At 31.7% G+C, this 26,819-nt stretch carries 23 protein-coding genes and 1 CRISPR repeat array; of the genes, 16 read left to right on the forward strand and 7 right to left on the reverse strand.

All coding sequences use genetic code 11. The annotated features are described in order from the left end of the window. Window positions 1-65 precede the first annotated feature (65 nt). The 3 genes from C1H58_RS00155 to hfq are packed head-to-tail and all read left to right on the forward strand — an operon-like array spanning window position 66 to window position 2,161. Window positions 66-1,016: an alpha/beta hydrolase gene (locus tag C1H58_RS00155; protein ID WP_165544947.1), complete on the forward strand. Its 951-nt coding sequence runs from the start codon at window positions 66-68 to the stop codon at window positions 1,014-1,016. Continuing rightward, window positions 1,006-1,962 carry a tRNA (adenosine(37)-N6)-dimethylallyltransferase MiaA gene (miaA, locus tag C1H58_RS00160; RefSeq protein ID WP_165544948.1) on the forward strand — a complete coding sequence of 319 codons (957 nt, stop codon included), beginning with the start codon at window positions 1,006-1,008 and terminating at the stop codon, window positions 1,960-1,962. The genes C1H58_RS00155 and miaA overlap by 11 nt, the downstream gene beginning before the upstream one ends. After that, entirely contained in the window at window positions 1,955-2,161 is a 207-nt protein-coding gene (gene hfq / locus C1H58_RS00165; protein ID WP_016424961.1) for an RNA chaperone Hfq, read from the forward strand. Before miaA ends, hfq begins: the two co-directional genes overlap by 8 nt. 238 nt (window positions 2,162-2,399) lie before the next feature. Here hfq and C1H58_RS00170 read toward each other — a convergent pair whose 3' ends face one another. After that, window positions 2,400-2,873 (reverse strand): glutathione peroxidase, encoded by a 474-nt coding sequence (locus C1H58_RS00170; protein ID WP_050331124.1) that lies wholly within the window; start codon window positions 2,871-2,873, stop codon window positions 2,400-2,402. Between the two features lie 104 nt (window positions 2,874-2,977). Between C1H58_RS00170 and hflX the strand changes: the two genes are divergently transcribed. From hflX to glnA, 4 genes are all read left to right on the forward strand, one after another. Then, window positions 2,978-4,207 (forward strand): GTPase HflX, encoded by a 1,230-nt coding sequence (gene hflX, locus C1H58_RS00175; RefSeq protein ID WP_050346222.1) that lies wholly within the window; start codon window positions 2,978-2,980, stop codon window positions 4,205-4,207. A 17-nt stretch (window positions 4,208-4,224) separates the two neighbouring features. After that, window positions 4,225-5,469: a methionine gamma-lyase family protein gene (locus C1H58_RS00180; protein ID WP_165544949.1), complete on the forward strand. Its 1,245-nt coding sequence runs from the start codon at window positions 4,225-4,227 to the stop codon at window positions 5,467-5,469. A gap of 177 nt (window positions 5,470-5,646) precedes the next feature. Continuing rightward, window positions 5,647-6,015 (forward strand): MerR family transcriptional regulator, encoded by a 369-nt coding sequence (locus C1H58_RS00185; RefSeq protein WP_050331120.1) that lies wholly within the window; start codon window positions 5,647-5,649, stop codon window positions 6,013-6,015. 23 nt (window positions 6,016-6,038) lie between these two features. Next, on the forward strand, window positions 6,039-7,379 hold the full coding sequence (gene glnA, locus C1H58_RS00190) for a type I glutamate--ammonia ligase (RefSeq protein ID WP_165544950.1): 1,341 nt from the start codon (window positions 6,039-6,041) through the stop codon (window positions 7,377-7,379). A 368-nt stretch (window positions 7,380-7,747) separates the two neighbouring features. Here glnA and C1H58_RS00195 read toward each other — a convergent pair whose 3' ends face one another. Continuing rightward, window positions 7,748-8,293 (reverse strand): DUF4352 domain-containing protein, encoded by a 546-nt coding sequence (locus C1H58_RS00195; protein ID WP_242680195.1) that lies wholly within the window; start codon window positions 8,291-8,293, stop codon window positions 7,748-7,750. A gap of 966 nt (window positions 8,294-9,259) precedes the next feature. Between C1H58_RS00195 and C1H58_RS00200 the strand changes: the two genes are divergently transcribed. Next, the gene (locus C1H58_RS00200) at window positions 9,260-10,006 is read left to right on the forward strand and encodes a glycerophosphodiester phosphodiesterase family protein (protein ID WP_165544951.1); all 747 of its coding nucleotides are present in this window, start codon (window positions 9,260-9,262) and stop codon (window positions 10,004-10,006) included. A 31-nt stretch (window positions 10,007-10,037) separates the two neighbouring features. Next, a complete protein-coding gene (locus tag C1H58_RS00205) occupies window positions 10,038-11,318 on the forward strand; it encodes an MFS transporter (protein ID WP_060829984.1) in 1,281 nt (426 codons plus the stop codon). Window positions 11,319-11,508: 190 nt separating this feature from the next. On the opposite strand, the gene C1H58_RS00210 is transcribed toward C1H58_RS00205, so the two are convergent. From C1H58_RS00210 to C1H58_RS00225, 4 genes are all read right to left on the reverse strand, one after another. Then, window positions 11,509-12,480, reverse strand: a complete 972-nt coding sequence (locus C1H58_RS00210) for a thermonuclease family protein (RefSeq protein ID WP_165544952.1) — start codon at window positions 12,478-12,480, stop codon at window positions 11,509-11,511. Window positions 12,481-13,343: 863 nt separating this feature from the next. After that, window positions 13,344-13,607: a hypothetical protein gene (locus C1H58_RS00215; protein ID WP_060829982.1), complete on the reverse strand. Its 264-nt coding sequence runs from the start codon at window positions 13,605-13,607 to the stop codon at window positions 13,344-13,346. A 439-nt stretch (window positions 13,608-14,046) separates the two neighbouring features. After that, the gene (locus C1H58_RS00220; protein WP_165544953.1) at window positions 14,047-14,745 is read right to left on the reverse strand and encodes a trypsin-like serine peptidase; all 699 of its coding nucleotides are present in this window, start codon (window positions 14,743-14,745) and stop codon (window positions 14,047-14,049) included. Between the two features lie 797 nt (window positions 14,746-15,542). Continuing rightward, window positions 15,543-15,749, reverse strand: coding sequence for a hypothetical protein (locus tag C1H58_RS00225; protein ID WP_103356722.1), 207 nt, complete (start codon window positions 15,747-15,749; stop codon window positions 15,543-15,545). Window positions 15,750-15,885: 136 nt separating this feature from the next. Between C1H58_RS00225 and nucI the strand changes: the two genes are divergently transcribed. The 7 genes from nucI to C1H58_RS00260 all read left to right on the forward strand — a co-directional run bounded on the left by nucI (window position 15,886) and on the right by C1H58_RS00260 (window position 24,753). Continuing rightward, window positions 15,886-16,395: a thermonuclease NucI gene (gene nucI / locus C1H58_RS00230; RefSeq protein ID WP_165544954.1), complete on the forward strand. Its 510-nt coding sequence runs from the start codon at window positions 15,886-15,888 to the stop codon at window positions 16,393-16,395. Window positions 16,396-16,675: 280 nt separating this feature from the next. Further along, window positions 16,676-17,404 carry a gamma-glutamyl-gamma-aminobutyrate hydrolase family protein gene (locus C1H58_RS00235; protein WP_165544955.1) on the forward strand — a complete coding sequence of 243 codons (729 nt, stop codon included), beginning with the start codon at window positions 16,676-16,678 and terminating at the stop codon, window positions 17,402-17,404. Between the two features lie 2 nt (window positions 17,405-17,406). Then, window positions 17,407-18,780 (forward strand): APC family permease, encoded by a 1,374-nt coding sequence (locus tag C1H58_RS00240; RefSeq protein WP_165544956.1) that lies wholly within the window; start codon window positions 17,407-17,409, stop codon window positions 18,778-18,780. 558 nt (window positions 18,781-19,338) lie between these two features. Continuing rightward, a complete protein-coding gene (cas9, locus tag C1H58_RS00245; protein ID WP_165544957.1) occupies window positions 19,339-22,515 on the forward strand; it encodes a type II CRISPR RNA-guided endonuclease Cas9 in 3,177 nt (1,058 codons plus the stop codon). Next, window positions 22,515-23,417 carry a type II CRISPR-associated endonuclease Cas1 gene (gene cas1 / locus C1H58_RS00250; RefSeq protein ID WP_060829976.1) on the forward strand — a complete coding sequence of 301 codons (903 nt, stop codon included), beginning with the start codon at window positions 22,515-22,517 and terminating at the stop codon, window positions 23,415-23,417. The genes cas9 and cas1 overlap by 1 nt, the downstream gene beginning before the upstream one ends. 4 nt (window positions 23,418-23,421) lie before the next feature. Beyond that, a complete protein-coding gene (gene cas2, locus C1H58_RS00255) occupies window positions 23,422-23,730 on the forward strand; it encodes a CRISPR-associated endonuclease Cas2 (protein WP_060829975.1) in 309 nt (102 codons plus the stop codon). Between the two features lie 12 nt (window positions 23,731-23,742). Then, window positions 23,743-24,753, forward strand: coding sequence for a hypothetical protein (locus tag C1H58_RS00260; RefSeq protein ID WP_060829974.1), 1,011 nt, complete (start codon window positions 23,743-23,745; stop codon window positions 24,751-24,753). Between the two features lie 174 nt (window positions 24,754-24,927). Further along, window positions 24,928-25,291: a CRISPR direct-repeat array (repeat unit 36 nt; unit sequence GTTTTAGTACTCTGTAATTTTAGGTATAAATGAAAC). Window positions 25,292-25,807: 516 nt separating this feature from the next. On the opposite strand, the gene C1H58_RS00265 is transcribed toward C1H58_RS00260, so the two are convergent. Continuing rightward, a complete protein-coding gene (locus C1H58_RS00265; RefSeq protein ID WP_165544958.1) occupies window positions 25,808-26,659 on the reverse strand; it encodes a hypothetical protein in 852 nt (283 codons plus the stop codon). Window positions 26,660-26,819: the final 160 nt, after the last annotated feature.

The raw sequence follows: 26,819 nt of genomic DNA on the forward strand, positions 1-26,819 counted from the left end.
GTGTGTTTATTCCGATGTTGTGGTAAAGTTGAATTAAGTGAAGAGATGCGGAAAGGTGGATAACAATGGTTAAATCAGAAGCTATGAAAATAGCAGTTACAGACGGCACAATATTAGAAGTAAAAGTAGATCGAACGGATTGTGAGGCCGTTGGTGTTGTGCATATTTTCCACGGAATGGCAGAACATTTAGAAAGGTACAATGCGCTTGTTGAAAAATTAAACCAGCAAGGCTATCATGTGATTCGACATAACCATAGAGGTCATGGTATTGATATTGATAGTGAAAGAGGCCATTATGATTCAATGATACAAGTGGTTAAAGATGCACATGAAGTACAAACGACATTGAAAGCACAATTTGATGATACGTTACCTTTGATTGTACTTGGTCATTCAATGGGTTCAATTATTGCACGTCAGTATGTGCAAATCTACCCTAATGACTGTCAAGGACTCATATTAAGTGGTACAGGCTTGTTTCCATCATTTTATAGATTCACTATTGTACCATTATTAAAATGTATTACATTAATTTGTGGTAAAAGACGCCGTATGAAGTGGCTCAACAATGTGATGACGAATAGCTTTAATAAAACATTTAAGCCACTGCGTACTGAAAGCGATTGGATTAGTTCAAATGAAAGTGAAGTGGATGCTTATATCGCAGATCCATATTCAGGCTTTCTCGTATCTAATCAATTGATTTATAGTGTTGTTAATACAATGATGCAAACAGCACGTATTAAAAACATTGAAAAGATGAATCCACAATTACCAATTTTGTTAGTTTCAGGAAAAGATGATCCGTTTGGTAATTTTGGAAATGCGATTAGAAACTTAGGAAAGTTATTAAAAAAAGGCGGTATTGAACATATCACTGTTCAACTATATAAAAACAAACGCCATGAAGTGTTGTTTGAAAATGATAATGAGACAGTTTGGAAGCATATGTTAGAATGGGTGAGTCGTCAAATTATTAAAAAACGAAAAGTAGGTGAACTCAGTGATAGGTAAGAAACCTTTCATTGTAGTAATCGTAGGTCCAACTGCGAGTGGTAAAACTGAATTAGGTGTGGAACTTGCGAAAGAAATTGATGGGGAAGTCATTAGTGGTGACTCAATGCAAGTTTATCGTGGTATGGACATTGGTACCGCAAAAGTGACAGAGTCTGAAATGCAAGGCATCCCGCATCACTTAATTAATATTTTAAATCCAGACCAAACATATTCTGCATATGATTTTCAGCAGCAGGCACGTGCACTCATTACGGATATCACAGCGCGAGGGAAAACACCTATCATTGTTGGAGGCACAGGTCTATATATTCAATCTGTAATATACGATTATCAATTTGATAAAGAAGAAGTTTCTCCAGAGGTTGCTGAGAAAGTTCAGCAAAAAATGGAAGAACTCAAATCATATTCAAATGAAGCGCTCCATGAATACTTAGGAACATTTGATCCTCAATCTTTTGCTGATATCCATCCGAACAATCGTCAAAGAGTAGAACGTGCGATTTCTTATTATTTAACTACAAAAAAAGTTTTAAGTAATCGAAAGAAAAGTACCCAATTGACTGAAAATTATGATACATTATTAATAGGGATAGAAATGTCGCGTGATACATTATATGTAAGAATAAATAAACGCGTAGACATAATGTTGTCTCATGGTTTATTGGATGAAGTGCAAGAACTTATTGAATTAGGTTATGAATCGTGTCAAAGTATGCAAGCTATCGGCTACAAAGAAATCATACCGGTAGTTCATAATGAAATAGAACTTAATGAAGCCGTGGATCAACTTAAACAGCATTCACGTAATTACGCAAAAAGGCAAATGACTTGGTTTAAAAACAAACTTAATGTTCATTGGTTAGATAGAGAGAAGATGTCACTTACTTCAATGTTATCTGAGCTCAAAACCCTAATAAATAAAAGGAGAAATGAACATGATTGAGAAACGCAACATTCAAGATGAGTACCTAGAAACTTTTAAAAACGAGGGTAAGGAACTCACAGTATTTTTAACGAATGGTTTCCAATTACGTGGTACAATTGTTGATTTTGACCAATATGTAATTGATATACTCTCTCAAGGACGTCACCATTTAATTTACAAACATGCGATTAGTACTTTCTTAGAAGGCACAAACTAATTTATTAATCCACAATGGCGGAGTGGGGATGCATGTTAAATGTGCAATCTGAAAGGTTGACCATATGATGACCATCTTTTCAATACGCAATCATATTGAATAGATGGGTGTATTTAGCATACATCTCTACTACCATCCTTGATTGATCTGTTCATTTTTAGGGTGTACTTCAATTTTAAATCATTAAATATAAAAACATCACCGCTTTCACTAGTAATATGAAAGGGTGATGTTTAATTTATAAAACATTTTCAATTTCTTTTGTAATACTTTCTGGTGTCTTTTGTGGTGAAAAGCGCTTAACCACATTTCCTTCGCGATCAACTAAGAACTTCGTGAAATTCCACTTAATTTTATCTCCAAATACACCTTTTTGTTGTGATTTGAGATAGTTGAAAAGTGGATGGGCATTTTCGCCGTTAACTTCAATTTTTTCATGCATTGGAAAAGTAACGCCATAGTTTAGTTGGCAGTTTGTCGCTGCTTCTTCCCCGCTACCCGGTTCTTGTTTTCCAAATTGATTACATGGGAAACCAAGAATCGTAAATCCTTTTTCATGATAAGTATCATACAACTTTTGTAAACCTTCAAATTGTGGTGTTAGACCACACTCACTTGCAGTATTTACAATCAATAAAACATCGCCTTTATACTCAGATAAAGGGTAATTTGTTCCATCGATTTTTGTGACTTCTATATCATATAAATGCATTGTCCTCACCTCTAATAAAAATATAACATAATTATTCAATATAGTCTTAATTGAAACACTATGTTAGAATACGTGATGATATGTTTAAAGAAAATGGTGATGTAATGCAAAAAAATGAACTCCATTCTACCAAAAAAGTTAAAGAAAAAGCACTTTTAATTGGTGTAGATGTTTACCAATCAGATTATGATTTTGACAGTACGATGAGAGAATTACATGCACTGGCGTATACATGTGATCTTGAGGTGAAAGGTGAAGTCACACAAAATAAAAATCAAGTGGATCATAAATATTATGTTGGTAAAGGAAAATTAGATGAGATACAAGCTTTTGTCGAATCCCAAGAAATAGATGTCCTTGTGGCTAATGACGAATTAACGACAGCACAATCTAAACATTTAAATGAATATTTAGGCATTAAGATTATTGACCGTACACAATTGATTCTTGAAATTTTCGCTTTGAGAGCGAAAAGTAAAGAAGGTAAATTACAAGTAGAATATGCACAACTTAATTATCTTTTGCCTCGCTTAATGGGACATGGAAAAAGTTTATCTCGCTTAGGTGGCGGTATAGGTACACGGGGACCGGGTGAGACAAAACTAGAAACTGATCGTCGTCATATACGTACACGTATGAATGAAATTAAACGTAAATTAAAAGAAGTCGAAGCACATCGTGCACGTTATCGTCATCAAAGAGAAGAGAACCAATCTTTCCAAGTTGCACTCATTGGTTATACGAACGCAGGAAAATCTTCGTGGTTTAACACGTTGACCCATGCAGAAACTTATGAGCGCGATTTACTATTTGCAACGCTAGATCCGAAATCACGACGTCTTAAAATTAATGATGGCTTCGAGTTGGTCATTTCAGACACAGTTGGTTTTATTCAAAAATTACCCACAACGTTAATTGAAGCTTTTAAATCTACACTAGAAGAAGCAAGCGGTGCAGATTTGTTAATCCATGTGGTGGATGCGAGCCATAAAGAATATAAAATTCAATATGATACTGTCAATGAAATTATTAAAGAGTTAGATATGGCTGAAATTCCGCAAGTGGTTATTTTTAACAAAAAGGACTTGCATGAAGGCATAGAGCCGATTGTGGAACAGCCCTCTGTTTTTGTATCCGCTAAAAATCACGATGACATTCAAGTAGTGAAAGACTTATTAATAGAAGCAATTCAGAATCAACTTCATTTTTATGAAAGACGCATAGAGAGTCATGAAGCTGATACGTTATATTACTTAAAACAACACACATTAGTTACGAAATTAGAATTTGACGAAACAACAAACGAGTATCTTATAGAAGGTTATAAAAAATAATAGAAAGAAGCAGAAAAATGAAGCAATTAGAACTATTGATTAATGAAGTAGAAACAATATTAACCCCATATTTTAAAGAAATTGAAGCACGTGCACTTGAAAATCAAGCACGTGTCCTTGATGCATTTCATCATGTAAAAATCACTGAATCAGATTTATTAGGGTCTACGGGATACGGCTATGATGATTTTGGTCGTGATCATTTAGAAGCGGTTTATGCGCATACTTTCAAGGCTGAAGATGCACTCGTGCGCCCACAGTTAATTTCAGGGACCCATGCGATTACTGTTGCTTTACAAAGTATGTTAAAGCCTGGAGACAGTTTAATGTATATAACAGGCAAACCGTATGACACATTGCTCGAAGTCATCGGTGAAAACGGAAATGGCGTTGAGAGTTTAAAAGAATATGGTATCCATTACCAAGAGGTTGATTTAAAAGAAGATCAAATTGATGTTGATCGTGTTTTACAAGCAATTAACGAAACAACAAAAGTGATTGCGATTCAACGTTCTAAAGGATATAGTCAAAGACCCTCTATAAGCGTTGATGAAATAGGTCGTGCGATTCAAAGTATAAAAAAAGAACACCCTCATATTATCGTTTTTGTCGATAATTGTTACGGAGAATTTATAGAAACCAAAGAGCCTATCGAAGTGGGTGCAGATTTAATCGCAGGCTCTTTAATTAAAAATCCAGGAGGAGGCCTCGCGAAAATTGGCGGCTATATTGCTGGACGACGAGACTTAGTAGAACGCTGTGGTTATAGATTAACTGCCCCTGGAATTGGGAAGGAAGCGGGTGCTTCATTATATGCATTACAAGAAATGTATCAAGGCTTTTTTATGAGTCCCCATGTTGTCAGTCAAAGTCTTAAAGGTGCGCTATTTACAAGTTTGTTATTAGAACGTCTCAATATGCGTACGACGCCTCGATATGATGTGCAGCGTACGGATTTAATTCAGACTGTGTCATTTGATACACCTGAACAGATGATTCAATTTTGTCAAAGTATTCAACATGCTTCACCTATTAATGCCCATTTTAGTCCGGAACCTAGTTATATGCCGGGGTATGAAGACGACGTGATAATGGCTGCTGGCACTTTTGTACAAGGCTCATCTATTGAATTGTCAGCAGATGGACCAATTCGTCCACCATACGAAGCTTATGTTCAAGGTGGCCTCACATACGAACACGTCAAAATCGCAGTCATTCGTGCTGTTAAAACATTAATGCAAAAAGGATTAATTGCCATTTAAAATGCAAAGTTTTACAATTTAAGTGAAATATGAAAATTTAACTGATTGTCTGACTTTTCTGATTACCTGATATGACAAGGCTTTGTGCTTTCATGTCAGGTTTTCTTACATATTTTTGAAATGCCTGAAATGATGTGCTATTGTTAATACAAGTTCAAAGTTAAGGAGATGCTGGATATGGACAACGATAGAATTCGACGTAACATGCCTGTATTTCCGATGAGTGTTGTCAGCCGTCTAACCGAATTAACTGCACGACAAATTCGTTATTATGAAACACATGAACTTGTAAAACCTTCACGAACTGAAGGCAATAAGCGTTTGTTTTCATTGAATGATTTGGAAACTTTACTTTCAATTAAGCATCTTTTAGAAAAAGGCTTTAATATGAAAGGAATTAAACAAATCATGTTGTCAGAAAGTACATACGCGCTAAACGAAGAGGAAGAACGGTTAAGAAAGCAAATGCTAGTGGATACGACACAAAAGCCACAGCGCGAGTCGATACCACTTAACCGTGGAGACTTATCACGATTTTTTAAATAATTAAAATTGGAGGACAATTATCCATGCCGAAACAAAATTTCACTAAAGATGACATCCGACGCTTTGCAGAAGAAGAAAACGTACGTTACTTACGTTTACAATTTACTGATATTTTAGGGACCATTAAAAATGTTGAAGTACCCGTGAGTCAATTAGAGAAAGTTTTAGATAATGAAATGATGTTTGACGGATCTTCAATCGAGGGGTTTGTTCGAATTGAAGAGTCAGATATGTATTTATATCCTGATTTAAACACTTGGGTGATTTTTCCATGGACAGCAGGACAAGGAAAAGTTGCACGTTTAATCTGTGATGTTTATACAACTGATCATCAACCATTTGCAGGGGATCCTCGTAATAATTTAAAACGTGTATTAAAAGAAATGGAAAAACTTGGATTTACAGATTTCAACCTAGGGCCTGAACCAGAATTTTTCTTATTCAAGTTAGATGAAAAAGGTGAGCCAACAATGGAATTAAATGACCATGGGGGTTACTTTGACTTAGCACCAACAGACCTTGGTGAAAACTGTCGTCGTGATATCGTACTTGAATTAGAAGACATGGGCTTTGATATTGAAGCTTCGCACCATGAAGTTGCACCAGGACAACATGAAATTGACTTTAAATATGCAGATGCAGTAACAGCTTGTGATAATATCCAAACATTTAAATTAGTTGTTAAAACAATTGCACGTAAACATAATTTACATGCAACATTTATGCCAAAACCATTATTTGGTGTGAACGGAAGTGGTATGCACTTTAACGTTTCATTATTTAAAGGAAAAGAAAATGCTTTTTATGATGAAAGCAGAGATATGCAATTAACTGAAGACGCTTGTCATTTTATTGCAGGTGTTTTGAAAAACGCACGCGGATTTACTGCAGTGTGTAACCCATTGGTTAACTCTTACAAACGTTTAGTACCGGGTTACGAAGCGCCGAGTTACATTGCATGGAGTGGTAAAAACCGTTCACCGTTAATCCGTGTCCCAAGCTCTCGTGGATTATCTACACGTATTGAAATTCGATCAGTAGATCCATCCGCAAACCCATATATGGCATTAGCAACAATTTTACAAGCTGGCTTAGACGGTATTAAAAACAAATTAACAGTTCCAGAGCCTGTAAATCAAAACATTTATGAAATGAATCGTGAAGAGCGCGAAGCTGTCGGTATCGAAGACTTACCTTCAACTTTATACACGGCATTAAAAGCAATGCGTGAAAATCCAATTGTAAAAGACGCATTAGGAGATCACATTTATAATCAATTTATTAACTCTAAATCTATTGAATGGGACTACTATCGCACGCAAGTGTCTGAATGGGAAGTCGAGCAATATATGAAGCAGTATTAATAGAGTGGTGCTGGCATAGAATCATTCTTTAACGTATAAAAAGTAAAAAATAATAGGGTAGATAAGCTACCCTATTATTTTTGGTCATGATCCATAAGTAATTTAATAACTTGATTGTTTTGAGCAATTTGGGTTGAAATTTGCATTTACTTTTTCATATAGAAATTTTAAGCAATTTGTTTTTTTCGTGTTAGAAGTTAGTTAACTCAAAGCGTGGTAAAAATTATCAAAATTTGTTCTCTTTTGAAAACTTCTAATATTATGTTACATGAATTAGGATTACTTTGTATTTTAAATATTCCTTCCTTTTTTATATTAATTTCCACAACGCTGATGCCAAATAATAGATACTGACTCGTAAATTACTCTTATTTGATATCTGATTTTTTTATATTCCATTTGCCTTTTACATGATTTAAATCAGGCATAGCATTAAGTTCTAAGGTATAAATTTCCGAATCAGGTACATCATAATAAATATATCCATTAGCTGTATTATCTTTGTTCAGTTGATGAGAAAAATCAGCATTAGTATCATCTGTACCATACCACTCTTTAAAATTTTCTCCATTGACTTTAATTGAAAAGTCACTGCTATCAACTAATACTTGCTCATCGTTCTCATTTTTAAAACTCAAGTTTACTTTTAAAGCAACACCGTTGTCAGGTTCTGAAGCATATTCGCTTGAAGTATCTGCGTATTCTACACTTTCCAAAGTATAAGTTACTCCATCTCCTTTAATAGAATCACCAACTTTGTATGTTTTCTTTGCAATGTCTTTTCTTTGCTGTTGTTCTTTTTGTGTCCCATTTAATATATCTATCCCAATTGGAAGGGGTGAGATAAAAAAGATGTTTATTCTTAATAACATAGACTGTATAGCTGTTGGACTTCTGCCTTCTTTTTTATTCATTACGAATGTATTGAATATTAAATATACAACAGAAAATAAAAATGTAAGCACAAAAAAGAAATTATAAAAAGTGACACGATACTGCCTACACTAGGTGATATTTTTGCTATTTTATCAGCTAAAGAATAGATAGATGCCAAAATAGTTAAAGTGACACCGAAAGTAAATATTAATCCAAAGTAGAAGTTGCGCCTTTCTACGAACAGTAATTTTAGTAATATCAATAAAGTATCCTCATTCGTAACAGCTTCATATATACCTTTGCCATTAATCGTGATATTCCAATTATTTTAATAACTCTTTTTTTAATTCAAACGTAATAACGTTACTCAATTGTTAAAGTAGAACGTAATAAATTTCGACGCTCTGAATTTTAGCGTGATCATGATTAAGATTTTTCAATATAGTGTGCCCTCAAAGCGGGTTAAGTTAGGTATTCATTTTTAGCATTGTAACTATTTATATTCTAACAAAACATTTGTAAGTATTAAAAAATATCATAAATAATAAATTTATAAAACTTAACTTGTTGTCTGGCATTAAAACGAATGAGGCGTTTTTACTTATGCAATAATGCCAATATACTCTTTTTCAGAATACGTTTTGAAGGTGAGTAAATAGTAAAGGTGATTAATACGTCTTTCTATCTATAAGGTGGTAGTAGACATTAAAATGAATTAAAAAATTATTAATATCATATTGTCAGTATAATGTAAACGCTTTATAATAATGAACAGGTCTACAAAAATTATTGTATAAAACCATTGTATCATTATTATTGGCAGCGATTAATCATTGTTTTTAATTTAATTTTTATAAGTGTGGATAATGTCGAATTACGATTGATAGGGTGTATTATCGAATCTAATACGCAATTTATTAATTGCTATGATTTTGTACAATAATAATGCAAGTGATACCAAAGTTTTGTAGATTTAATTTTCAAATTTAGTAAAGGGGATAATTATGACGAATATTTTCGCACATAGAGGATTGTCGAGTAAAGCACCTGAAAATACTTTTGCAGCATTTGATTTAGCTTGTAAAGTTGAAGGGGTGAAATGGCTTGAACTCGATGTCGCTATCACTAAGGATGAAGTTTTAATTATATTTCATGATGATGACTTAGATCGAACAACGAATACATATGGAGAAGTGAGTGAAACGCGTTATGAAGCAATTCAGAATGCATCAGCTGGGGCTTGGTTTCATCCAGAGTTTGCAAATGAACGTATTTTAACATTTGAGCAGCTTATAGCATTTGCAAATCGTTATAAAATAAATCTTAATATCGAGCTTAAAGGGGTTACAGGTCCAAACGGTACCTATTTAAGTGAACGCATGTTGCAATTAATGAAGACACAAATTGAGAAATTAGATGACGCGCTAGAAGTATTAATTTCTAGTTTTAACTTTAGTTTGCTCAAATTAGCAGAACAATATATACCACAATATAAGCGTGCGGTTTTATTTGAAAAATGTGCGTTTTATAATGATTGGCGTACACTAGTAGATTATTGTGGCTCGTCTATTGTCCATTTAGAAGATATTAACTTAACACGAGAACTCGTTTCAGAAATTAAAAATTCTGGTTATACATTGAATGTATGGACAGTAAATGATAAAGATCGTGCAAATACACTGATCAATTGGGGTGTAGACGGCATATTTACAGATTATGCTGATGATCTTATTCATTTACAGCAACAATAGATTTTACAACAAAGTGGAAGGGGTACGTCATATGAAACGTATTATGGACAAATTGAACTTTAAAGATAGACAGACGCTTATTGGATTTTTAACTGTTGTGACAGCAGGGCAGTTGATTTACTCAAGTTTCGAAGCATTCAAAGGGACATTTTATAATTTATTACTCGATGTCTTACAAGTAAGTAATGCAGAGCTAGGAGCGATATTTGGTCTCATTGGTATTTCTATATTCTTTTACATTCCTGCGGGTTGGATTAATAACCGTTTTTCGGTGAAATCTATTTTAATTGTTGGATTGGTAATTCGCTTTATAACCATTTCAGTGATCATTTTCTTCAGCCCTACTTTTCAAATGTTAAAAGTAATTGCGATTATTTGGGGTATTGTGGACTCATTTTTTTGGCCAGCTGTACTTAACGGTGTTATGTTATTCACGAACCAAAGTAATCGAGGTATGGGTTTTGGATTATTAGAATCGATTCGACGTGCTGAAGAAATGATTATGAATTTAATTATTGTTGGAATCATGTCTTTAATCAGTGGGATTGTTGTATTTAAAGGAGGCATGCTCGCATATAATTTATTGATTATTCCTTTAATTCTATTAATTATCAAATACGTGCCAAAAAATGGAATTGCTGCAATTGATGAAGAAAAAACAGAAGAGATGCATCTTAATAAATCAGCTGAAGCACTTAAAGGTTTATTCTATGTACTGTTACAGCCTAAAGTATGGTTGGCATCAATGAGTGCGATGTCGATTTATTGGGGTTATATCATTTTAATTTATAGCGTGCCGTATTTACAAAAAACTTATGAACTTTCAACAACACAAACTGCACTTTTCGGAATCTTTAATACAGGACTTATGGGCGTCATTATGGGTGTTTCTGCTGGTTTAATATCAGACTATGTATTTAAGTCATCTTCGAAAATGATTTTCTCAGCGCTTATTTTATCATCATTCGTTTTACTAGGTGTTGTATTTATCGAAGGAAATCTCTTTATCAGCATGGCACTTTTAATTGTATTTTCAGTGTCAACGTTTTTAGCTAAAAGTGTAATATTAGCGCCTATTGCTGAGTTTGATATTCCTAAAAAATATGCTGGATCAGCAATGAGTGTAGGTTCGTTCGCAGCATATGCGCCTATTTTCTGGGTTTATACGATGAATGGTAAGCTCCTTGATGCGCATCAAGATAATGTTGTTACAGCATATCGTATGATATTTGAAATTGGCATTATCGTCTCATTTTTAGGCAGTTTATGTACTTTACTGTTACTCTTTTTAAACCGCAAATCTCCTGCATAGATTTTAATGATGACAGAAGAGAAGTGGCGAGAATTTAAAATAATAGATTGAAAATAAAAGCAGTTGTGTTAGATATTAAATCTTTCACAACTGCTTTTAATGTATAAATAAATAAACTAAAGCTAGTTATTTTTTGACGTGATAATAATTTTATATAACTTTTTGATAAGCTAAAAATTAGGATACTAAGTTAGCGTTCACAAGCAAAATTATCGTTATCCCTGTCTAATTTTGGTTGATATGCAGGATGTCCTTGAGGAACGCCGTTTGGATAAACCGCACGTAACTGTTTACAATTGGCAAATGATTGAGTGCTTTGAGCTGGTTCTGTTTGTGATTGTTGAGGTGCAGGTTGTGCTGTGTTGTCATTTTTAGCAGGTGCTGGTGTTGTAGTAGGTTGCTCATGACTTTCTTCCTCAAAAGCAGAAGTCAAACTCCATATGCCTAACTTATCTTCTCTTGCTTTTTCTTGAGAAGCTTCTAACTCAGATAAATATCTTGTATTCGGCGGATAGACATAAGCGACTCTCGCTAAGCCTTCTTTAACTAAAATATCGTTTAACATTTTTCCATCAACATAAATATATGCCAAATATCTTTGGTACTTATCTTGTTTTTGACCTACATCAAATTCTACTTCAATCTTTTTGGCATTTCTAAGTAGTTCAGCTGTCCGATCAGAAGCTTCTTGACCAAATGGCTGTTTGCCTAAACGAGGGTGCTTCGTTTCAGGTGTATCAATAAGTAGGAATCTAAATGTTTCAGTTTTATTATTGTAAACGAATTTCGCGGTATCACCATCTACCGCTGCACTTAACTTAACAGGTATGCGGTCTGTAGTTCCTGGCTCGTATGATTCCTTATCTTCTTTTTCTTTTTTTGCTTCATTTTTTTCATCTTTGTGTTTAGAAGTTTGTTTTTTGTGTTCTTCCTTATTCGCATGTTCTTGAGTTGTTTCTTGCTTTGTTGAATGGGAATCTTGTGGTTGTTTATTATTTTGAAAATTAATCATAAATATGATTAAGACTACGACTGTAATGATAATTTTAATCCACTTACCCCAAGACTGATATTTCCACATTAAAAAAAGACCTACTGGAAAAACAAAAATAAGCATTAAAATTGTAAACCATTGCGTTTGATACCACTGACGTTGTTTCATCTGGTTGACTCCTTCTACTATAATCTTATTCTAGTATCTAAATTTTGAATTCATGCTGGGTTAAACCTTCTTATGATGTGTCATTAAAAAGGAGTAAACATCACTTTAATTCATCTATCAACCGGTTAATCTAAGGTTAGAAAACTATTCAAAAGATGATAAATGTAAGCCGATGTCATACAGTTACAAATCAAATTTTATAAATATGAACTGAAATCATCACGAATTATTATTTTTAGATACTAATGAACAGCACAATTATAGCATTAAAATCAATAGTGATAAATATAATTAAAGATTTAAATATAAATATGTCGAAAACATTTATGTGATTTAAAAGATTTTGCTCAAATAAGGAATAAATGAGTGGAATTTTAAGCTGTTTTAGTATAAAGATATGCACATATATGCGTAAAATTTGTATAAAGCTTTAATATAAAAATAAGCCTAAATTAAGATTTTGATTCAATAGCTTACGAAGAATGACACGATATCAAGTGTACAAAAGCAGTTTAAGCCATTATGTAGTTATAAAACAATTATGTGTTATAAAATTAAATTTTAAAATAAAGTTAATTTAAAGTTATAATAAATTGAAGTAAGCCATTAATTTGTATAAAGGGGATGACAATATGAAGAAAAAATCAAATACATTAACAATCATTAACATCGAAGTGAATATAATATCGACAGGACTTATTTTACGTTCACACCTGAAAAGAAAATCGTAAACATAAAAAGGGAAATACGATTAATCTTAATTCGATTTCATCGTATTTCCTTTAATGAATAAGATGAGCAAAAAGAAGCAGATACCAAGCTCTTGTAAGTGATATCATCACTTTATCCTGTTTGCTTTGCTTTTACCGCCAGAAAAAAGTGAATAAAGCGATGATTGTCGTTAAAATCGTACCAATCACTGTTAAAGTAACAGCGATTCGGTTAATAATTTTGTCTCGATCTTTTATTCTTTCACCTCTAAGAATTTCTTTCTCTATTTGAAAAATGAGTTTCATCTTATCTTCTAAGTGCATCGGTAACGCATGTAAGTGTCTTTCTAAATCATCAAATCTATGATTAATTCTTTTTTCTAATTGTTCTAATTCATTTTTGTTTAACTCTCCCATTTTTTCTCTCCTAGTTGAAATAATTCTTAATGATACGAAGCTCAAAACTGAATTGCTGTTACGAACGAAGTGTCAAAAGGTAAGTTGAGAATGAGAAACTATCAAAAAATAAAGCACAACTTTAGTTTATTTTAGAAACAAAAATATGAGGTAAACAAGTTTCAGAGTGTAAAATTATCCACTTGTTTATAAGTCGTAATATACCAAAAAATACATTTATTATCAAATCTTTATTAAATCTCAAAAACAGTATTTATTTTCTTGATTTGATATATCATCACTTAGCATTTTAATCACAGCAATTAGTTGTAATAGATTTCTTTACATAGATAGCTTTATTTTGGCCGTATTTCTTTTATTAATGACGTAGAGCATTAAACAGATTTATAAATGTACATAAATAAAATTATATTATAAAAATTTTTAAAATTAATATATCTTATTTTTTAATCGATATCCAATCAGATATTCTTCTGTTTATTGGTTGTACAATAGTTCCATTTAAATTACCTTGAGAAATAATTCCAATGAGTTGATCATTTTCTTTTAAAAATACACCTGATCCTGACTGGCCTCCTGTCGATTGTAGAGTCGTCATCATAGATTGATTATTGTATGTACTAGTTATTACACCTTCAGTTTTATATTGTTTACGTCCTCCTTTATCAATAGGGTAACCTATGGAATAAACTTTTTTACCTTCTAAATCACTAAGGTTAAAACCTTTTACATCAATATCGACATTTCTCATATAATGTGTGTAGGCTGTTGAAGGATTTTCTCCTTTTATTAGGGCGATATCTGCACCGTCGTATGGATTAAATGTTGAAATGGTCATGTTTCCGGCGTTCGTAGACAAGCCTGATGAACCTGGATAGATAGTACCTAGTGATTTATTTTGCTCAAAACCACCATCTTTACAATGTGCAGCTGTTAATCCTACTTTTGGTGAAATCATAATAGCTGTACAATGATGTGTATCTGCCCCTTCATATTTAGCAGTTTCAAGACTTTTACTTGTATTAAATATATCAGTCACTAACTCTCTTTTATCTTCAGATGCGTATGACTCATCAGTGCTCAAGCCTTGTAAACATAAAGCTGAAAACAGTATAAGCGTGTATGGTTTTAATTTCATAATTACCTCCTATTTTTTTAGAAATCTTTGTATATAATTTTACCATTAAATATAAAAATGATAAGATGTATTTAAGATATTTTAGAGTTTGATTAAATTTTGTGTTAAATTCATTATATCGTCACTAAAAATCTATTGGATTAAATAAACAAAATAGAGAAACTCACATTGAACGTAAAGGTTCGAATTTGGAATTTCTCTATGACAACAAAGGCTACTGATTCAATTGGATTTTGCTATAACTGTTGTAAAAATTGTAACAACATATACATAGAAAAGATTAGTAAAACAATACCCGTAATAAAAAATAGGCGGTTATATTTTTCTAAATGCTTATTTTTTTTAATATCAATCATAAATTGAAAGTCAATTTGGTTATTAAGTGATATGGAAATAAATAAAATTAATAACGCATTGGAGGCCAAAAAACTGAGCATAAACAAGACTATGGGCATGGGTCAATGACACCTCTATTATTCGATAAAGAAACACTTTTTCAACAAGTATTTCTAGACCATTATTTCATTAATAAAAGAATTTTATATTACAATTGTAATATAGAATGATTTGTGACAGATAATGATTTGCTATCAAGGGTTTATAAATTAAAAACGTATTTCCAAAATTATTGTACGATTTCAAAAAAAATCCACTGCACAGACTGGCTGTGAGTGGAGAATCTGTTAAAGATTGAGTTGTATCATTTGTGCGTTTAAAAGTGTAGTCTTTTCTTATGATTTATACATATGTGTGTTCAGTTATAGTTTAAGTGAACTTTTTATGGATTATCATTGTATTTACTGACGATGTTTTTGGTCAGCGTCATGATTTTGATCTTTAGGCATTAAAATTTGTGTGATAAAACCACCTAGCATGCCAAGGAAGACACCGATGAATGCACCAGCAAATAGTGGAAGGTTGAATTTATGTTGTAAAAAGAAGCCGATTAAAATGGCTACAATGATAATCACTAAAGATAGATAATTATTTTTAAATGTTTTCATATTTTTTTCACTCCTAATGTCAACATTATAGCATTTGTAGATAAAAAGTCACAATTAGGGCAAGAAAACTTATGGAAAATTATATATAAATATAATAATATAAAAGTATTAATTTATAAATAATAAGGAGGAAATGATGAAGAAATTTACATCTGGTTTATTAATTGTTGTAGTAGCAATCTTTGTCTTAACATTACAATATGTAAATGGACAAGGACCGTTTAAAACGACGGAAGGCAGTACAAAAGGTGACTCTTACATAGTTACACGTGTCATCGACGGCGATACCATTATAGTCAATAAAGATGGAAAAGAAGAACGTGTGCGTATGATTGGTGTTGATACCCCTGAAACGGTTAAACCTAATACGCCAGTTCAACCTTATGGTAAAGAAGCATCTGATTTTACGAAGAAGCATCTTACAGGTAAACGTGTCACTTTAGAATATGATCGCGCGCCGAAAGACAGATATGGACGTACACTTGCTTATATTTGGGTAGGCGATAAAATGTTTAATGTCAGACTTGCAAAAGAAGGATTAGCACGAGCAAAATTCTATTCACCAAACTATAAATATCGTCCTCAAATCGAACAAGCACAAAAAGAAGCACAAAAGAAAAAGCTCAACATTTGGAGTGAAGCGTAATTGGATAAATTGCTCATGTGAGGCCGATTTTTAAATCACAAGACGAGCGGAATATTTTAATTTTTCATGTGCAAATTGACAAATAAGCTGAGTTATCTACAGATTGAGTTTATACTGTGATAACTTCAGCTTTTTGTTTTATAAACACTTACACATTGAACGGTTATTGATAAAAAATGAAATATCTGACTTAAAAAGTCAGAAAAATCAGAAAGTTTTATTGACAAAATCGACACCCACATTATAATTAAAATAACTCAATTGTAATGGAGGGATGTATATGGTAGCTATAATAGGAATTACCGCCAATATTTTACGTGATAAAGATGGTATGTTTCCTGGGTACGAACGTTGCTATATCAACCAAGATTATGTTTATTCTGTTACTAAGCATGCAGGGGTGCCAGTTGTACTTCCTATACATTCAGATAAAAATGCAATCGTAAAACAGGTCGAACAATTAGATGGTCTGATTTTGAGTGGTGGTTATGATGTCAGTCCTCATTTGTATGGAGAAGATCCGAGAAACTTAATAGGAGAAACGTTATTAAAGCGCGATTTATTTGAATATACGGTATTAGAACAAGCGAAAAAACGTGGCATTCCTATTTTAGGTATTTGTAGAGGGGCTCAACTGATCAATGTATACCATGGTGGTACATTGTACCAAGATGTTTCTTATCGTGAAAGCGAAACTTTAAGACATTGGCAAGGTGTGAATCCGACTGAAAAAACACATCGTATCCAAATATTAGAGCAATGTCATTTAGCTCGGGTGTTTGAAGAACGAGAGATTTTTGTGAATTCATTTCACCATCAATTAATTAAAGATATTGCACCGGACTTCAAAGGTACTGCTAGTTCAAGTGACGGTGTGATTGAATGTATCGAAGCTCAGAACTACCCTTATTTAGTGGGGGTGCAGTGGCATCCTGAAATGTTATGGCGAGAAGAAGCAATGGATAAGTTATTTATAGATTTTATTAAAAATGCGAAAGAAAGTCGTTAAAAATGAAGAAATTAGGATTTTGGTCAATCGTCTTATTAGCAATTAACTCAATTATCGGATCAGGGATCTTCTTATCTCCAGGTGCAGTCATATCCATTGCCGGGTCATACACGCCTTATGTCTATATATTAGCAGCTATATTTGCTTCTATATTGGCAGTAACATTTGCCGCTGCTTCAAAATATGTAAATAAAAGTGGTGCGGCGTATGCTTATGCAACTGCGGCTTTTGGCGACAATATTGGTTTCTATGTAGGTATTACACGCTTCATAGCGGCATGTATCGCATGGGGAGTTATGTCTACAGCAGTTGTGAAAACAGTCATCACAATATTCGGGGGTGACAATACAAACACCACACTAATTACAATTGGTTTTTTAATATTAATGGTAACACTACTATTAATTAATATTACAGGGAATAAACTCTTTGAGATTATTAATAATTTATCAACGATTGGTAAATTACTCGCTCTCGTTACAACAATTGTAGCTGGTATTGTTGTAATTGTAACAACCGGTGAAGTTCGTTTTTCGGAAGTTACGCATATCGTCGACACTTCTAAAATCGATACCACAACTTTTGTTTTGGCGATTGTTGCTGCATTTTATGCTTTTACGGGCTTCGAAAGTGTAGCGAGTGGATCTGAAGATATGAAAAATCCAGAGAAAAATTTACCACGCGCTATCCCATTAGCTATTCTTTCGATTGCTGCTGTTTATTTAGGGATTATTTTAGTTACAATGGCATTGAACCCACAAGCGTTAATTGAAACAAAGCAAGTTGTTTCCTTAGTAGCTGTTTTTCACTCACCAATCATCCAAAATATCATCTTATATGGTGCACTTATATCCATGTTTGGAATTAACGTAGCTGCTTCATTTTCTACACCAAGAATCATTGAAGCCATTGCGAATCAACAACAAATTTCCCCATGGTTTAAAAAACGTACAAAATATGATTTTCCGTTTAATGCCTTTATCGTTACTTTTTTAATTGCTATTATTATTCCTATGGCGTTTCAATATAATATGACAAGTATTATTGTGTTAAGTTCAATCTCACGTTTTATTCAATTTTTAGTCGTTCCAATAGGGGTGATTGTATTTTATTACAATAAAAATAAAGGGACAGTATTAGAAAACGTTAAGAAAAATGTCTTTACAGATGTGATACTTCCTACCATTTCATTTTTATTTACAATCATATTATTAGTTAAATTCAATTGGAAAGGACAGTTTTCAATCGTTGAAGGCCAGCATACCACTTTGAACTATTTCGCAATTACAGCTATGTTCATTGGTTATATTGTGTTACCAGCTATTTTATTTATACTTAACAAAATGAGATATCAACAAAGTGACATAAAAGAATGAAAATTCTATTGAAACGATTTAATTAAAACTGATAATCAATTATAAAACTTGTTCTCTCCAAACGTTAGGGAGCAAGTTTTTAATAAGGAAGAAGGGCTGTCATAGTCTAACCCAAAAGCATGATACTTACATTTGTTTTTTGAATAAATTTTTATCTAATTAAGCTGCTTTAAATAGGTAATTAGTTAAGATCCAATAGAAATTTTTAAGAGTGCACATATCCAAAGTAAAATCACTGATAGATAATAAATTAAATAAAGCATTTTGATAAGCTGATAAATTTTATTTGTTTATTTATTTTGTTTCATCTAGCCGTATCATCAAAAGATATGAAGATCAACTTATTCTATATGATTTTAAGTAACAAAAAGAGTTGACATAAGTTATTGTAATCGTGTAATATAAAGTCACAATATATATTGTATTTATACCTAAAATTACAGAATCTACTAAAACAAGACAAAATGTCGTGTTTATCCCACTAATTTATTAGTGGGATTTTTTTTCGTTTTAAAGTGTATTATAATGTAATAAATAAAATAAAAGGAGGATAAAAATTTGAAAAATAGTTATATTCTCGGTTTAGATGTTGGTATCGCATCAGTTGGATACGGTTTAATTCATAGTGATTCAAAATCAGTGATTGATGCGGGTGTGAGATTATTTCCTGAAGCAAATGTTGAAAATAATGAGGGTAGAAGAGCTAAAAGGGGTTCAAGACGTTTAAAACGAAGAAGAATTCATAGATTAGATCGAGTTAAAAATTTACTAGCACAATACCATTTAATCATTGATGACAAGATTCCTAAGAGTACAAACCCATACGCAATCAGGGTCAAGGGATTATCATCACCATTATCTAAAAGTGAACTAGTTATTGCATTATTACATTTGGCTAAAAGAAGAGGGATACATAATGTAAATGTTGTGATGGACGAGAATGAAAGCACTAATGAACTATCGACAAAAGAGCAATTAAAAGAAAATGCAAAGCAATTAGAAAATCGATATGTTTGTGAACTTCAATTAGATAGGTTAAACGAACAGTATAAAGTAAGAGGCGAACGTAACAGATTTAAAACTGAGGATTTTGTAAGAGAAGCAAGACAAATATTAACAACCCAACAAAAATACCATGACATTGATGAACATTTTATAGAACAGTACACACATTTATTAGAAACGAGAAGAGAATACTATGAAGGCCCGGGCAAAGGTAGTCAATACGGTTGGGAGGGCGATTTGAAACAATGGTATGAAATGTTAATGGGAAGATGTACTTACTTTCCAGAGGAATTAAGAAGTGTTAAGTACGCATATACAGCAGATTTATTTAACGCACTAAATGATTTGAATAATTTAGTAATCGCAAGAGATGAAAATGAAAAGTTAGAATATTTCGAAAAGTATCATATTATTGAAAATGTTTTCAAACAAAAGAAAACACCAACATTAAAACAAATTGCTAAAGAAATAGATGTTAAAGAATCTGATATTAAAGGATACAGAATCACCAAAAATGGAAAGCCGCAATTTACATCATTTAAGTTGTATCATGATTTAAATAAAATATTTTTGGATAAGAAAAACTTAGAAAATATTGAATTATTAGATGAAATTGCATTTATTTTAACGCTTTATCAAGATCCTTTAAGTATTAAAGAAGCCTTGGATCAACTGCAGGATTTATTAACAGAGTCTGAGAAAGAAGCAATTGCTCATTTGAATGGTTATACGGGGACACATCGTTTATCGTTAAAGTGTTTACATCTATTAATCGATGAAATGTGGCAGACATCTCGAAATCAAATGGAAGTATTTACTGCTCTAAATCTTAAGCCTCAAAAATATCAGCTTTCTAAACAGAAGCAAATTCCTAAGAACATGGTTGAAGAGTTCATTTTGTCACCTGTCGTAAAACGGTCTTTTATTCAATCAATTGAAATCGTAAATACAATAATTAAAAAGTACGGATTGCCAGAAGAGATTATTATTGAATTAGCTCGAGAAAAAAATAGTGAAGATCGAAGAAAGTTTCTTAACCGTATACAAAAAGAAAATGAGAATACAAGAAAACAAGTAGAAGAAGTAATTCGAGAATACGGAAATCGCAATGCGAAAGGCTTAGTTGAAAAAATAAAATTGCATCAAATGCAAGAAGGAAAATGTTTATATTCTTTACAAAATATTCCATTAGATGATTTACTTAGAAATCCATCACATTATGAAATCGATCATATTATTCCGAGATCAGTTTCGTTTGATAACTCTTTTAATAATAAAGTTCTAGTAAAGCAAGAAGAAAATAGTAAGAAAGGAAACCGTACACCTTATCAGTATTTGAATTCTAATGAAAGCGCTTTATCATACGTGCAATTTAAGCAACACATACTCAACCTAAGTAAATCTAAGGAGAGAATATCTAAGAAAAAGAGAGAGTATTTGTTAGAAGAACGTGATATTAATAAATTTGAAGTTCAAAAAGAGTTTATTAATCGTAATTTGGTAGATACACGCTATGCAACAAGAGAGTTAGTACAATTATTGAAATCTTACTTTAGTGCTAATGATTTAGACGTTAAAGTTAAAACGATTAATGGAAGTTTTACAAACTATTTGCGAAAAGCTTGGAAGTTTGATAAATCTCGAAATAAAGGTTTTAAACATCATGCGGAAGATGCGTTAATTATTGCCAATGTAAGTTATTTATTCAAACAGTCTAAAGAACTTAAAGAAGCTAATGCTATCTTAGAAAATAATAATTTAAGTTTAAATAAAAATAAAGGTTCTAAGAATTTACTAACTGAACAAGACTATCGCAAAATGTTTGAAATTCCTAAGCAAGTCCAAGATATTAAAGATTATAAAGATTTTAAATATTCACATCGAGTAGATAAGAAACCAAATAGACAATTGATTAATGATAGTTTGTATTCTACACGAGAAGTGAATGAAAACCATTATATTGTTCAAACTGTTAAAGATATATATGCCAAAGATAATACTAAAATTAAAGATTTATTTTTAAAAACGCCTGAGAAGTTACTTATGTATAAACATGATCCTCAAACTTTTGAAAAATTAATGCTAGTGATTAAACAATATGGAGAAGAGAAAAATCCATTTGCTAAGTATTATGAAGAAAATGGTGAATACCTTACTAAATATGCCAAAAATGAAAAAGGACCCACTATTAAAAGATTAAAGTATATTGGAAAAAAAGTAGGGACTCATCTAGATATAAGCACAAATTTTTCGGGCGCAAAAAGAAAGGTCGTACAGCTCTCTATTAAGCCTTTTCGCTTCGATGTTTTTCACTCAAAAGCAGGTTATCATATGCTTACTTTAACTTATATGGATATAAAGAAAAAAGAGAAGCATTATCAAATATTAAAAAATGAATATCAAGCATTGAAAGAAAGATATAAAGTACCAAGTGATGCTCAATTTATTGGTAGTTTTTATTATAATGACTTGATTTCTATTAACGATGAACTGTTCAGAGTAATTGGAGTAAACAATTCTACAAGAAATGTAGTGGAATTAAATATGGTTGATATTAATTATAAAGACTATTGTGACCTGATGGGAATTAAAAAAACACCACGTATTTTTAAAACAATAACTAAAAAAACTGAAAAGATTGAAAAATATTCAACTGACATTTTAGGTAATCAATTTAAAGTTAAACCTTCAAAAAGTCCACAACTTATCTTTAAAAGAGGTGTCTTATAATGTCTTGGCGTATCGTTTATGCGAGTGATGTCACTAAGTTATCTTTATCATTGAATAGCTTGAAAATTGCTAAGGGAGACCAGGAGATTAAAGTACCTCTGAGTGATATTTTTGCGGTTGTCATTGAAGATTTGACTGTTACGGTAACAGCTAGATTATTAGTTGAATTATCTGATTATAATATTTTAGTAATTTTTTGCAATCAAAAGCATTTGCCAGAATGTGTATTACAACCTATTTCTGGTCATTTCAGTCAGTATGCACAAATGAAAGCGCAATTGTCGTGGGATGAATTAAGTAAAGAAGAACTATGGAAGCAAATAGTGAAGCAAAAAATATTGAATCAAATTACGTGCATGGAACATAATAATATAGACGAAGCTAGGATTCGTAAAATGCATGAATTGAGAGATGTTGTTCAATTAAAAGATGAACACAATATTGAAGGACAAGCTGCAAAATATTATTTTAATAGCTTTTTTGAAGAATTCAGACGTGACGATGACAATTCATTAGAGAATGCAGTTCTTAATTATGGATACACGATTTTGAATGCAGCTATTGCAAGAACTATCGTAGCAAAAGGGCTCATTCCCGCGTTAGGTATTCACCATATAGGTGGAAGAAATCATTTTAATCTCGCATCAGACTTTATTGAACCCTTTAGACCTTTAGTAGATTTATTCTTATTCAAACATCCGCCTGAAGATTTTTTGACAAAAGCATATCGATTAAAGCTTGTGAATTTGTTACATGCTAGAGTGCTTATAGATGGTAAGATGCAAACAGTTATACGCGCTATTGAAATCATGATACAATCTATCATTGATTATTTTAGAGAAGGTCAAAAACAATTGCTTAAATTTCCAGATATTAAGCAATTTACTTTCTATGAGCTATAGGTTTATGAGAGTCATGATTATGTTTGACTTACCAGTTGAGACGAAAAAGCAGAGGCGAATTTATAGTAAATTTAGAAAAAGGTTACTTGAAAATGGTTTTTTGATGATGCAATATTCAGTTTATATTAAAAGTGTTGCCAATAAAGATGCTGCAGATTTTTCAGTTTTACAAGTAAAACAATTTTTACCTCAAGACGGCCATGTAAGATCTTTAATTATAACCGAGAAACAATACGAAAAAATGCAAATTTTGTTAGGTAAGGAAGATCAAAACATAGCTTTACTCGGTGATAATCGAACAATAATATTTTAAAGGATAATTATAATGAACAATATGATTTGGGAGATAAAAAGTACGCTTATCCCAAAGACTGAAATGAACATTGGGATGTACACATCAATATACAATGAATTTGAGACTAAGGAAGAAGACATATTAAATATCATATGTGATTATTTTCAAAAGCGCCATTCAAATAAGGATGAAGTAAGCATTTATGAAAGAATCAACCAAGAACAATTGCCTTACACTCTTTATCAATGTTACATGTTAAGTCATGAAGAAATTAATAAGGAACATACTTTGTCTGCCAATGCTTTAATAACTAAAAAAATCAATCGGCTTTTATCAGAACAATATGAACGAGAGAGCTATTTGAACTCTATTAACGTTTTATTAGAAGATTTGTTAAACCTTGTTAAAAGTGATTTACCCTTAAAAACAAAGCGATTTGATATAAAATCCTTTATTAAAAATATAGAGTTTGCATATGATTTAGATCATGAATATAGTCGCTTAATTGTCAGATTAGAATCACTAATACCTTTAATTGTTGAAGAGTTAAATTATCAATCTAATAATAAAACATTATTGATTTATTGCTATCCCGAATCTAATCTAAGTCCGAAAGAACAAATTCGATTTAGAAATATTTTAGAGGGATTAGGGGTTCCAATAATTGTATTAACAGGGTCTAAACATTTTATAGCTCATGATTTAGCGCATATGAATTATATTAGAAATGAAAAGCAATTATTGACAGCAGAGTTTATTGATCACTTGGTGTGGGATGCACCACTTAATTTTGAAAAGCATGAAATTAAACGTAGCTTAGAAAAAATTATTCAATTATATCAAGAGGTCATTGAATTAACTCCGAAGATTTCAAATTATAATTTAGCTGATATCATTGTGTTTGAGCCAATAGATATCTATGTTGTCGTAAGATACCTTAAACATGCAAAACAAGATTTTGAATTGGATATCCATTATGATAATTTACCGATTGCTGTAGCGAAATATATCAAAATGTATGATTTGAAGTTTAATAAATAAATCTAAACGCCTATTAAAGGGAAAGGTTCTAGCGCTTGGTCAATTGACTTGTAAATCAATCGATTAATCAAGCGCTTCTAGATTATTTTAAACAAAATTAAACGAAAATTTAAAAATGTCTAGCATAAACTTGCTTATAATAATCATAAAAATAAGCTATAATTATAGCTAGAGGTTTTAGTACTCTGTAATTTTAGGTATAAATGAAACACGGTTTAGTTAATGCAGACTATAATCGTCGTTTTAGTACTCTGTAATTTTAGGTATAAATGAAACTCAATCTATAAAGAAAAAAGAACCAACGTGTTTTAGTACTCTGTAATTTTAGGTATAAATGAAACCACAAGGTAAACCAGTTACTTATCGTGTTAGTTTTAGTACTCTGTAATTTTAGGTATAAATGAAACTAATCGATGCTGCTAGAGCTATAGGATTATGTTTTAGTACTCTGTAATTTTAGGTATAAATGAAACAGCATAAGGACGGTAGTACCTCAGTACGTGTTTTAGTACTCTGTAATTTTAGGTATAAATGAAACCCAGTTTAATGTTTGTTTCTATTCTTGCGAGTTTTAGTACTCTGCAATTTTAAATGAATACTAATCACGGATTGTTATAAAATTTGTTTATAATAAAGACAGAGATGTTTTCTAAGATACCTCGTGCTTTTTATTGATTGTATAGCACAAAAAGGCAGAGAAAAATTTGTGAATGTTTTTAACATTTGATATTAAAAAGAGACAAGAATCTTAATTATGATTATAACTATGTAAATGATTATAAAACTTGTATCTTTATATGTAGTACTGTAAGTTTAGTAAACAAATTAGAACAAATTTTAAAATTGTTCAAGACTCATATAATTCAATATATGAAAAATACAATAATACTAAAATCAATTGACAAGTATTCTTGCTACTGGCAAACGTTGTGACATAAACAATACGGTAGCTTTGTCTATAAAAGTATAAGCTCATTGATGTGAATCTGCTATATACATCAATGAGCTTTTATTTTTAAAGTACTTGTAGAATGAATACACTAAAATTCAGAATTTAATTATTATGTTCAATATTGTTAATTACTTGTTCATATGATGTATTTGAAAGGTTACTATGTGTTGTGGCAATAAATTGTTGTAAAGCATTTTTGAAATCTTGGTTGTTTTCACAAGTATAAACTTGACTATATGGTGTCGCATCGCCATCGATACGCTCTCCATTTTGTTTCGCACAGTAAATAACCCCAATTGTAGAAACTGGTAAATCTACTAAGGATTCAAAATGCGTTTGCAGGTTTTGTGTTGCTTTTTCAGCCATTTCATATGGATCATATTTGTTAAATTGATACGTCACTTCATTCTCATGAATGTTTTCACTAAATGTATAGTGTGTTCTTAATTCTGATTGAAATTGGTTGTGGTATTGGTGGGCAATGTAATGACCAACAATTTGATGAATGTCACTTTCATCTTTTAAAGGTAAGCGTCCCTCAAAGTGATAAAATGTTTTTGCTTTTAAAGCTTTAAGGTTCAACAGAATTAAACCAATATTTGTGACTACAAGGATATCAAACTGCGAAATAAAAGGATATATCGTATTCTTAGGTGCAATTTGACTTGTAGTAAATATACGATAATGGCGGATTTTCTCATCATCAACAAGTGCATCCAAATCTTGAGTTAACGTCTGTTTGGCGCGGCGCAAGTCGAGATGGTATTCACTTGAATCTTTTTCTTTAGTTTGGAATTGATATTTTTCTTGCTTCATTTTAGAAATTTTATTTAATAGCTGACTCTTTGTATAAAGCTCAACTTCTAATTTATTTTGATAAAATTTAACACGCAATAAACTGAGCAAGACAATAATAAATAAGGCAGATATGATAACCCAAATCATAATTGACATGGCATTTATCCTCCTTTCATAACCTTGTTGTAATGAGATATAAGTTAATATTTATCTTATGTTAATTTTAAATGAATGTCTAATTTCATGCATGTGTAAAGTGAAAATATTTTTGAATAATAAAAAGACAGATACCACGGAGAATGATATCTGTTATATC

Source organism: Staphylococcus sp. 191, assembly GCF_011174885.1.
In the GTDB taxonomy this organism is placed as follows: Bacteria; Bacillota; Bacilli; order Staphylococcales; family Staphylococcaceae; genus Staphylococcus; species Staphylococcus coagulans.

Excerpts from the sequence above, each read along its gene's own strand:
- C1H58_RS00235 (WP_165544955.1), top strand. The coding sequence starts at position 16,676 with ATGGTAGCTATAATAGGAATTACCGCCAATATTTTACGTGATAAAGAT.
- C1H58_RS00260 (WP_060829974.1), top strand. The coding sequence starts at position 23,743 with ATGAACAATATGATTTGGGAGATAAAAAGTACGCTTATCCCAAAGACT.
- hflX (WP_050346222.1), top strand. The coding sequence starts at position 2,978 with ATGCAAAAAAATGAACTCCATTCTACCAAAAAAGTTAAAGAAAAAGCA.
- hfq (WP_016424961.1), top strand. The coding sequence starts at position 1,955 with ATGATTGAGAAACGCAACATTCAAGATGAGTACCTAGAAACTTTTAAA.
- nucI (WP_165544954.1), top strand. The coding sequence starts at position 15,886 with ATGAAGAAATTTACATCTGGTTTATTAATTGTTGTAGTAGCAATCTTT.
- cas1 (WP_060829976.1), top strand. The coding sequence starts at position 22,515 with ATGTCTTGGCGTATCGTTTATGCGAGTGATGTCACTAAGTTATCTTTA.
- C1H58_RS00210 (WP_165544952.1), bottom strand. The coding sequence starts at position 12,480 with ATGAAACAACGTCAGTGGTATCAAACGCAATGGTTTACAATTTTAATG.
- C1H58_RS00205 (WP_060829984.1), top strand. The coding sequence starts at position 10,038 with ATGAAACGTATTATGGACAAATTGAACTTTAAAGATAGACAGACGCTT.
- C1H58_RS00225 (WP_103356722.1), bottom strand. The coding sequence starts at position 15,749 with ATGAAAACATTTAAAAATAATTATCTATCTTTAGTGATTATCATTGTA.
- C1H58_RS00170 (WP_050331124.1), bottom strand. The coding sequence starts at position 2,873 with ATGCATTTATATGATATAGAAGTCACAAAAATCGATGGAACAAATTAC.
- C1H58_RS00240 (WP_165544956.1), top strand. The coding sequence starts at position 17,407 with ATGAAGAAATTAGGATTTTGGTCAATCGTCTTATTAGCAATTAACTCA.
- C1H58_RS00155 (WP_165544947.1), top strand. The coding sequence starts at position 66 with ATGGTTAAATCAGAAGCTATGAAAATAGCAGTTACAGACGGCACAATA.
- C1H58_RS00265 (WP_165544958.1), bottom strand. The coding sequence starts at position 26,659 with ATGTCAATTATGATTTGGGTTATCATATCTGCCTTATTTATTATTGTC.
- glnA (WP_165544950.1), top strand. The coding sequence starts at position 6,039 with ATGCCGAAACAAAATTTCACTAAAGATGACATCCGACGCTTTGCAGAA.
- C1H58_RS00215 (WP_060829982.1), bottom strand. The coding sequence starts at position 13,607 with ATGGGAGAGTTAAACAAAAATGAATTAGAACAATTAGAAAAAAGAATT.
- C1H58_RS00220 (WP_165544953.1), bottom strand. The coding sequence starts at position 14,745 with ATGAAATTAAAACCATACACGCTTATACTGTTTTCAGCTTTATGTTTA.
- C1H58_RS00180 (WP_165544949.1), top strand. The coding sequence starts at position 4,225 with ATGAAGCAATTAGAACTATTGATTAATGAAGTAGAAACAATATTAACC.
- cas2 (WP_060829975.1), top strand. The coding sequence starts at position 23,422 with ATGAGAGTCATGATTATGTTTGACTTACCAGTTGAGACGAAAAAGCAG.
- C1H58_RS00195 (WP_242680195.1), bottom strand. The coding sequence starts at position 8,293 with ATGAATAAAAAAGAAGGCAGAAGTCCAACAGCTATACAGTCTATGTTA.
- C1H58_RS00200 (WP_165544951.1), top strand. The coding sequence starts at position 9,260 with ATGACGAATATTTTCGCACATAGAGGATTGTCGAGTAAAGCACCTGAA.
- C1H58_RS00185 (WP_050331120.1), top strand. The coding sequence starts at position 5,647 with ATGGACAACGATAGAATTCGACGTAACATGCCTGTATTTCCGATGAGT.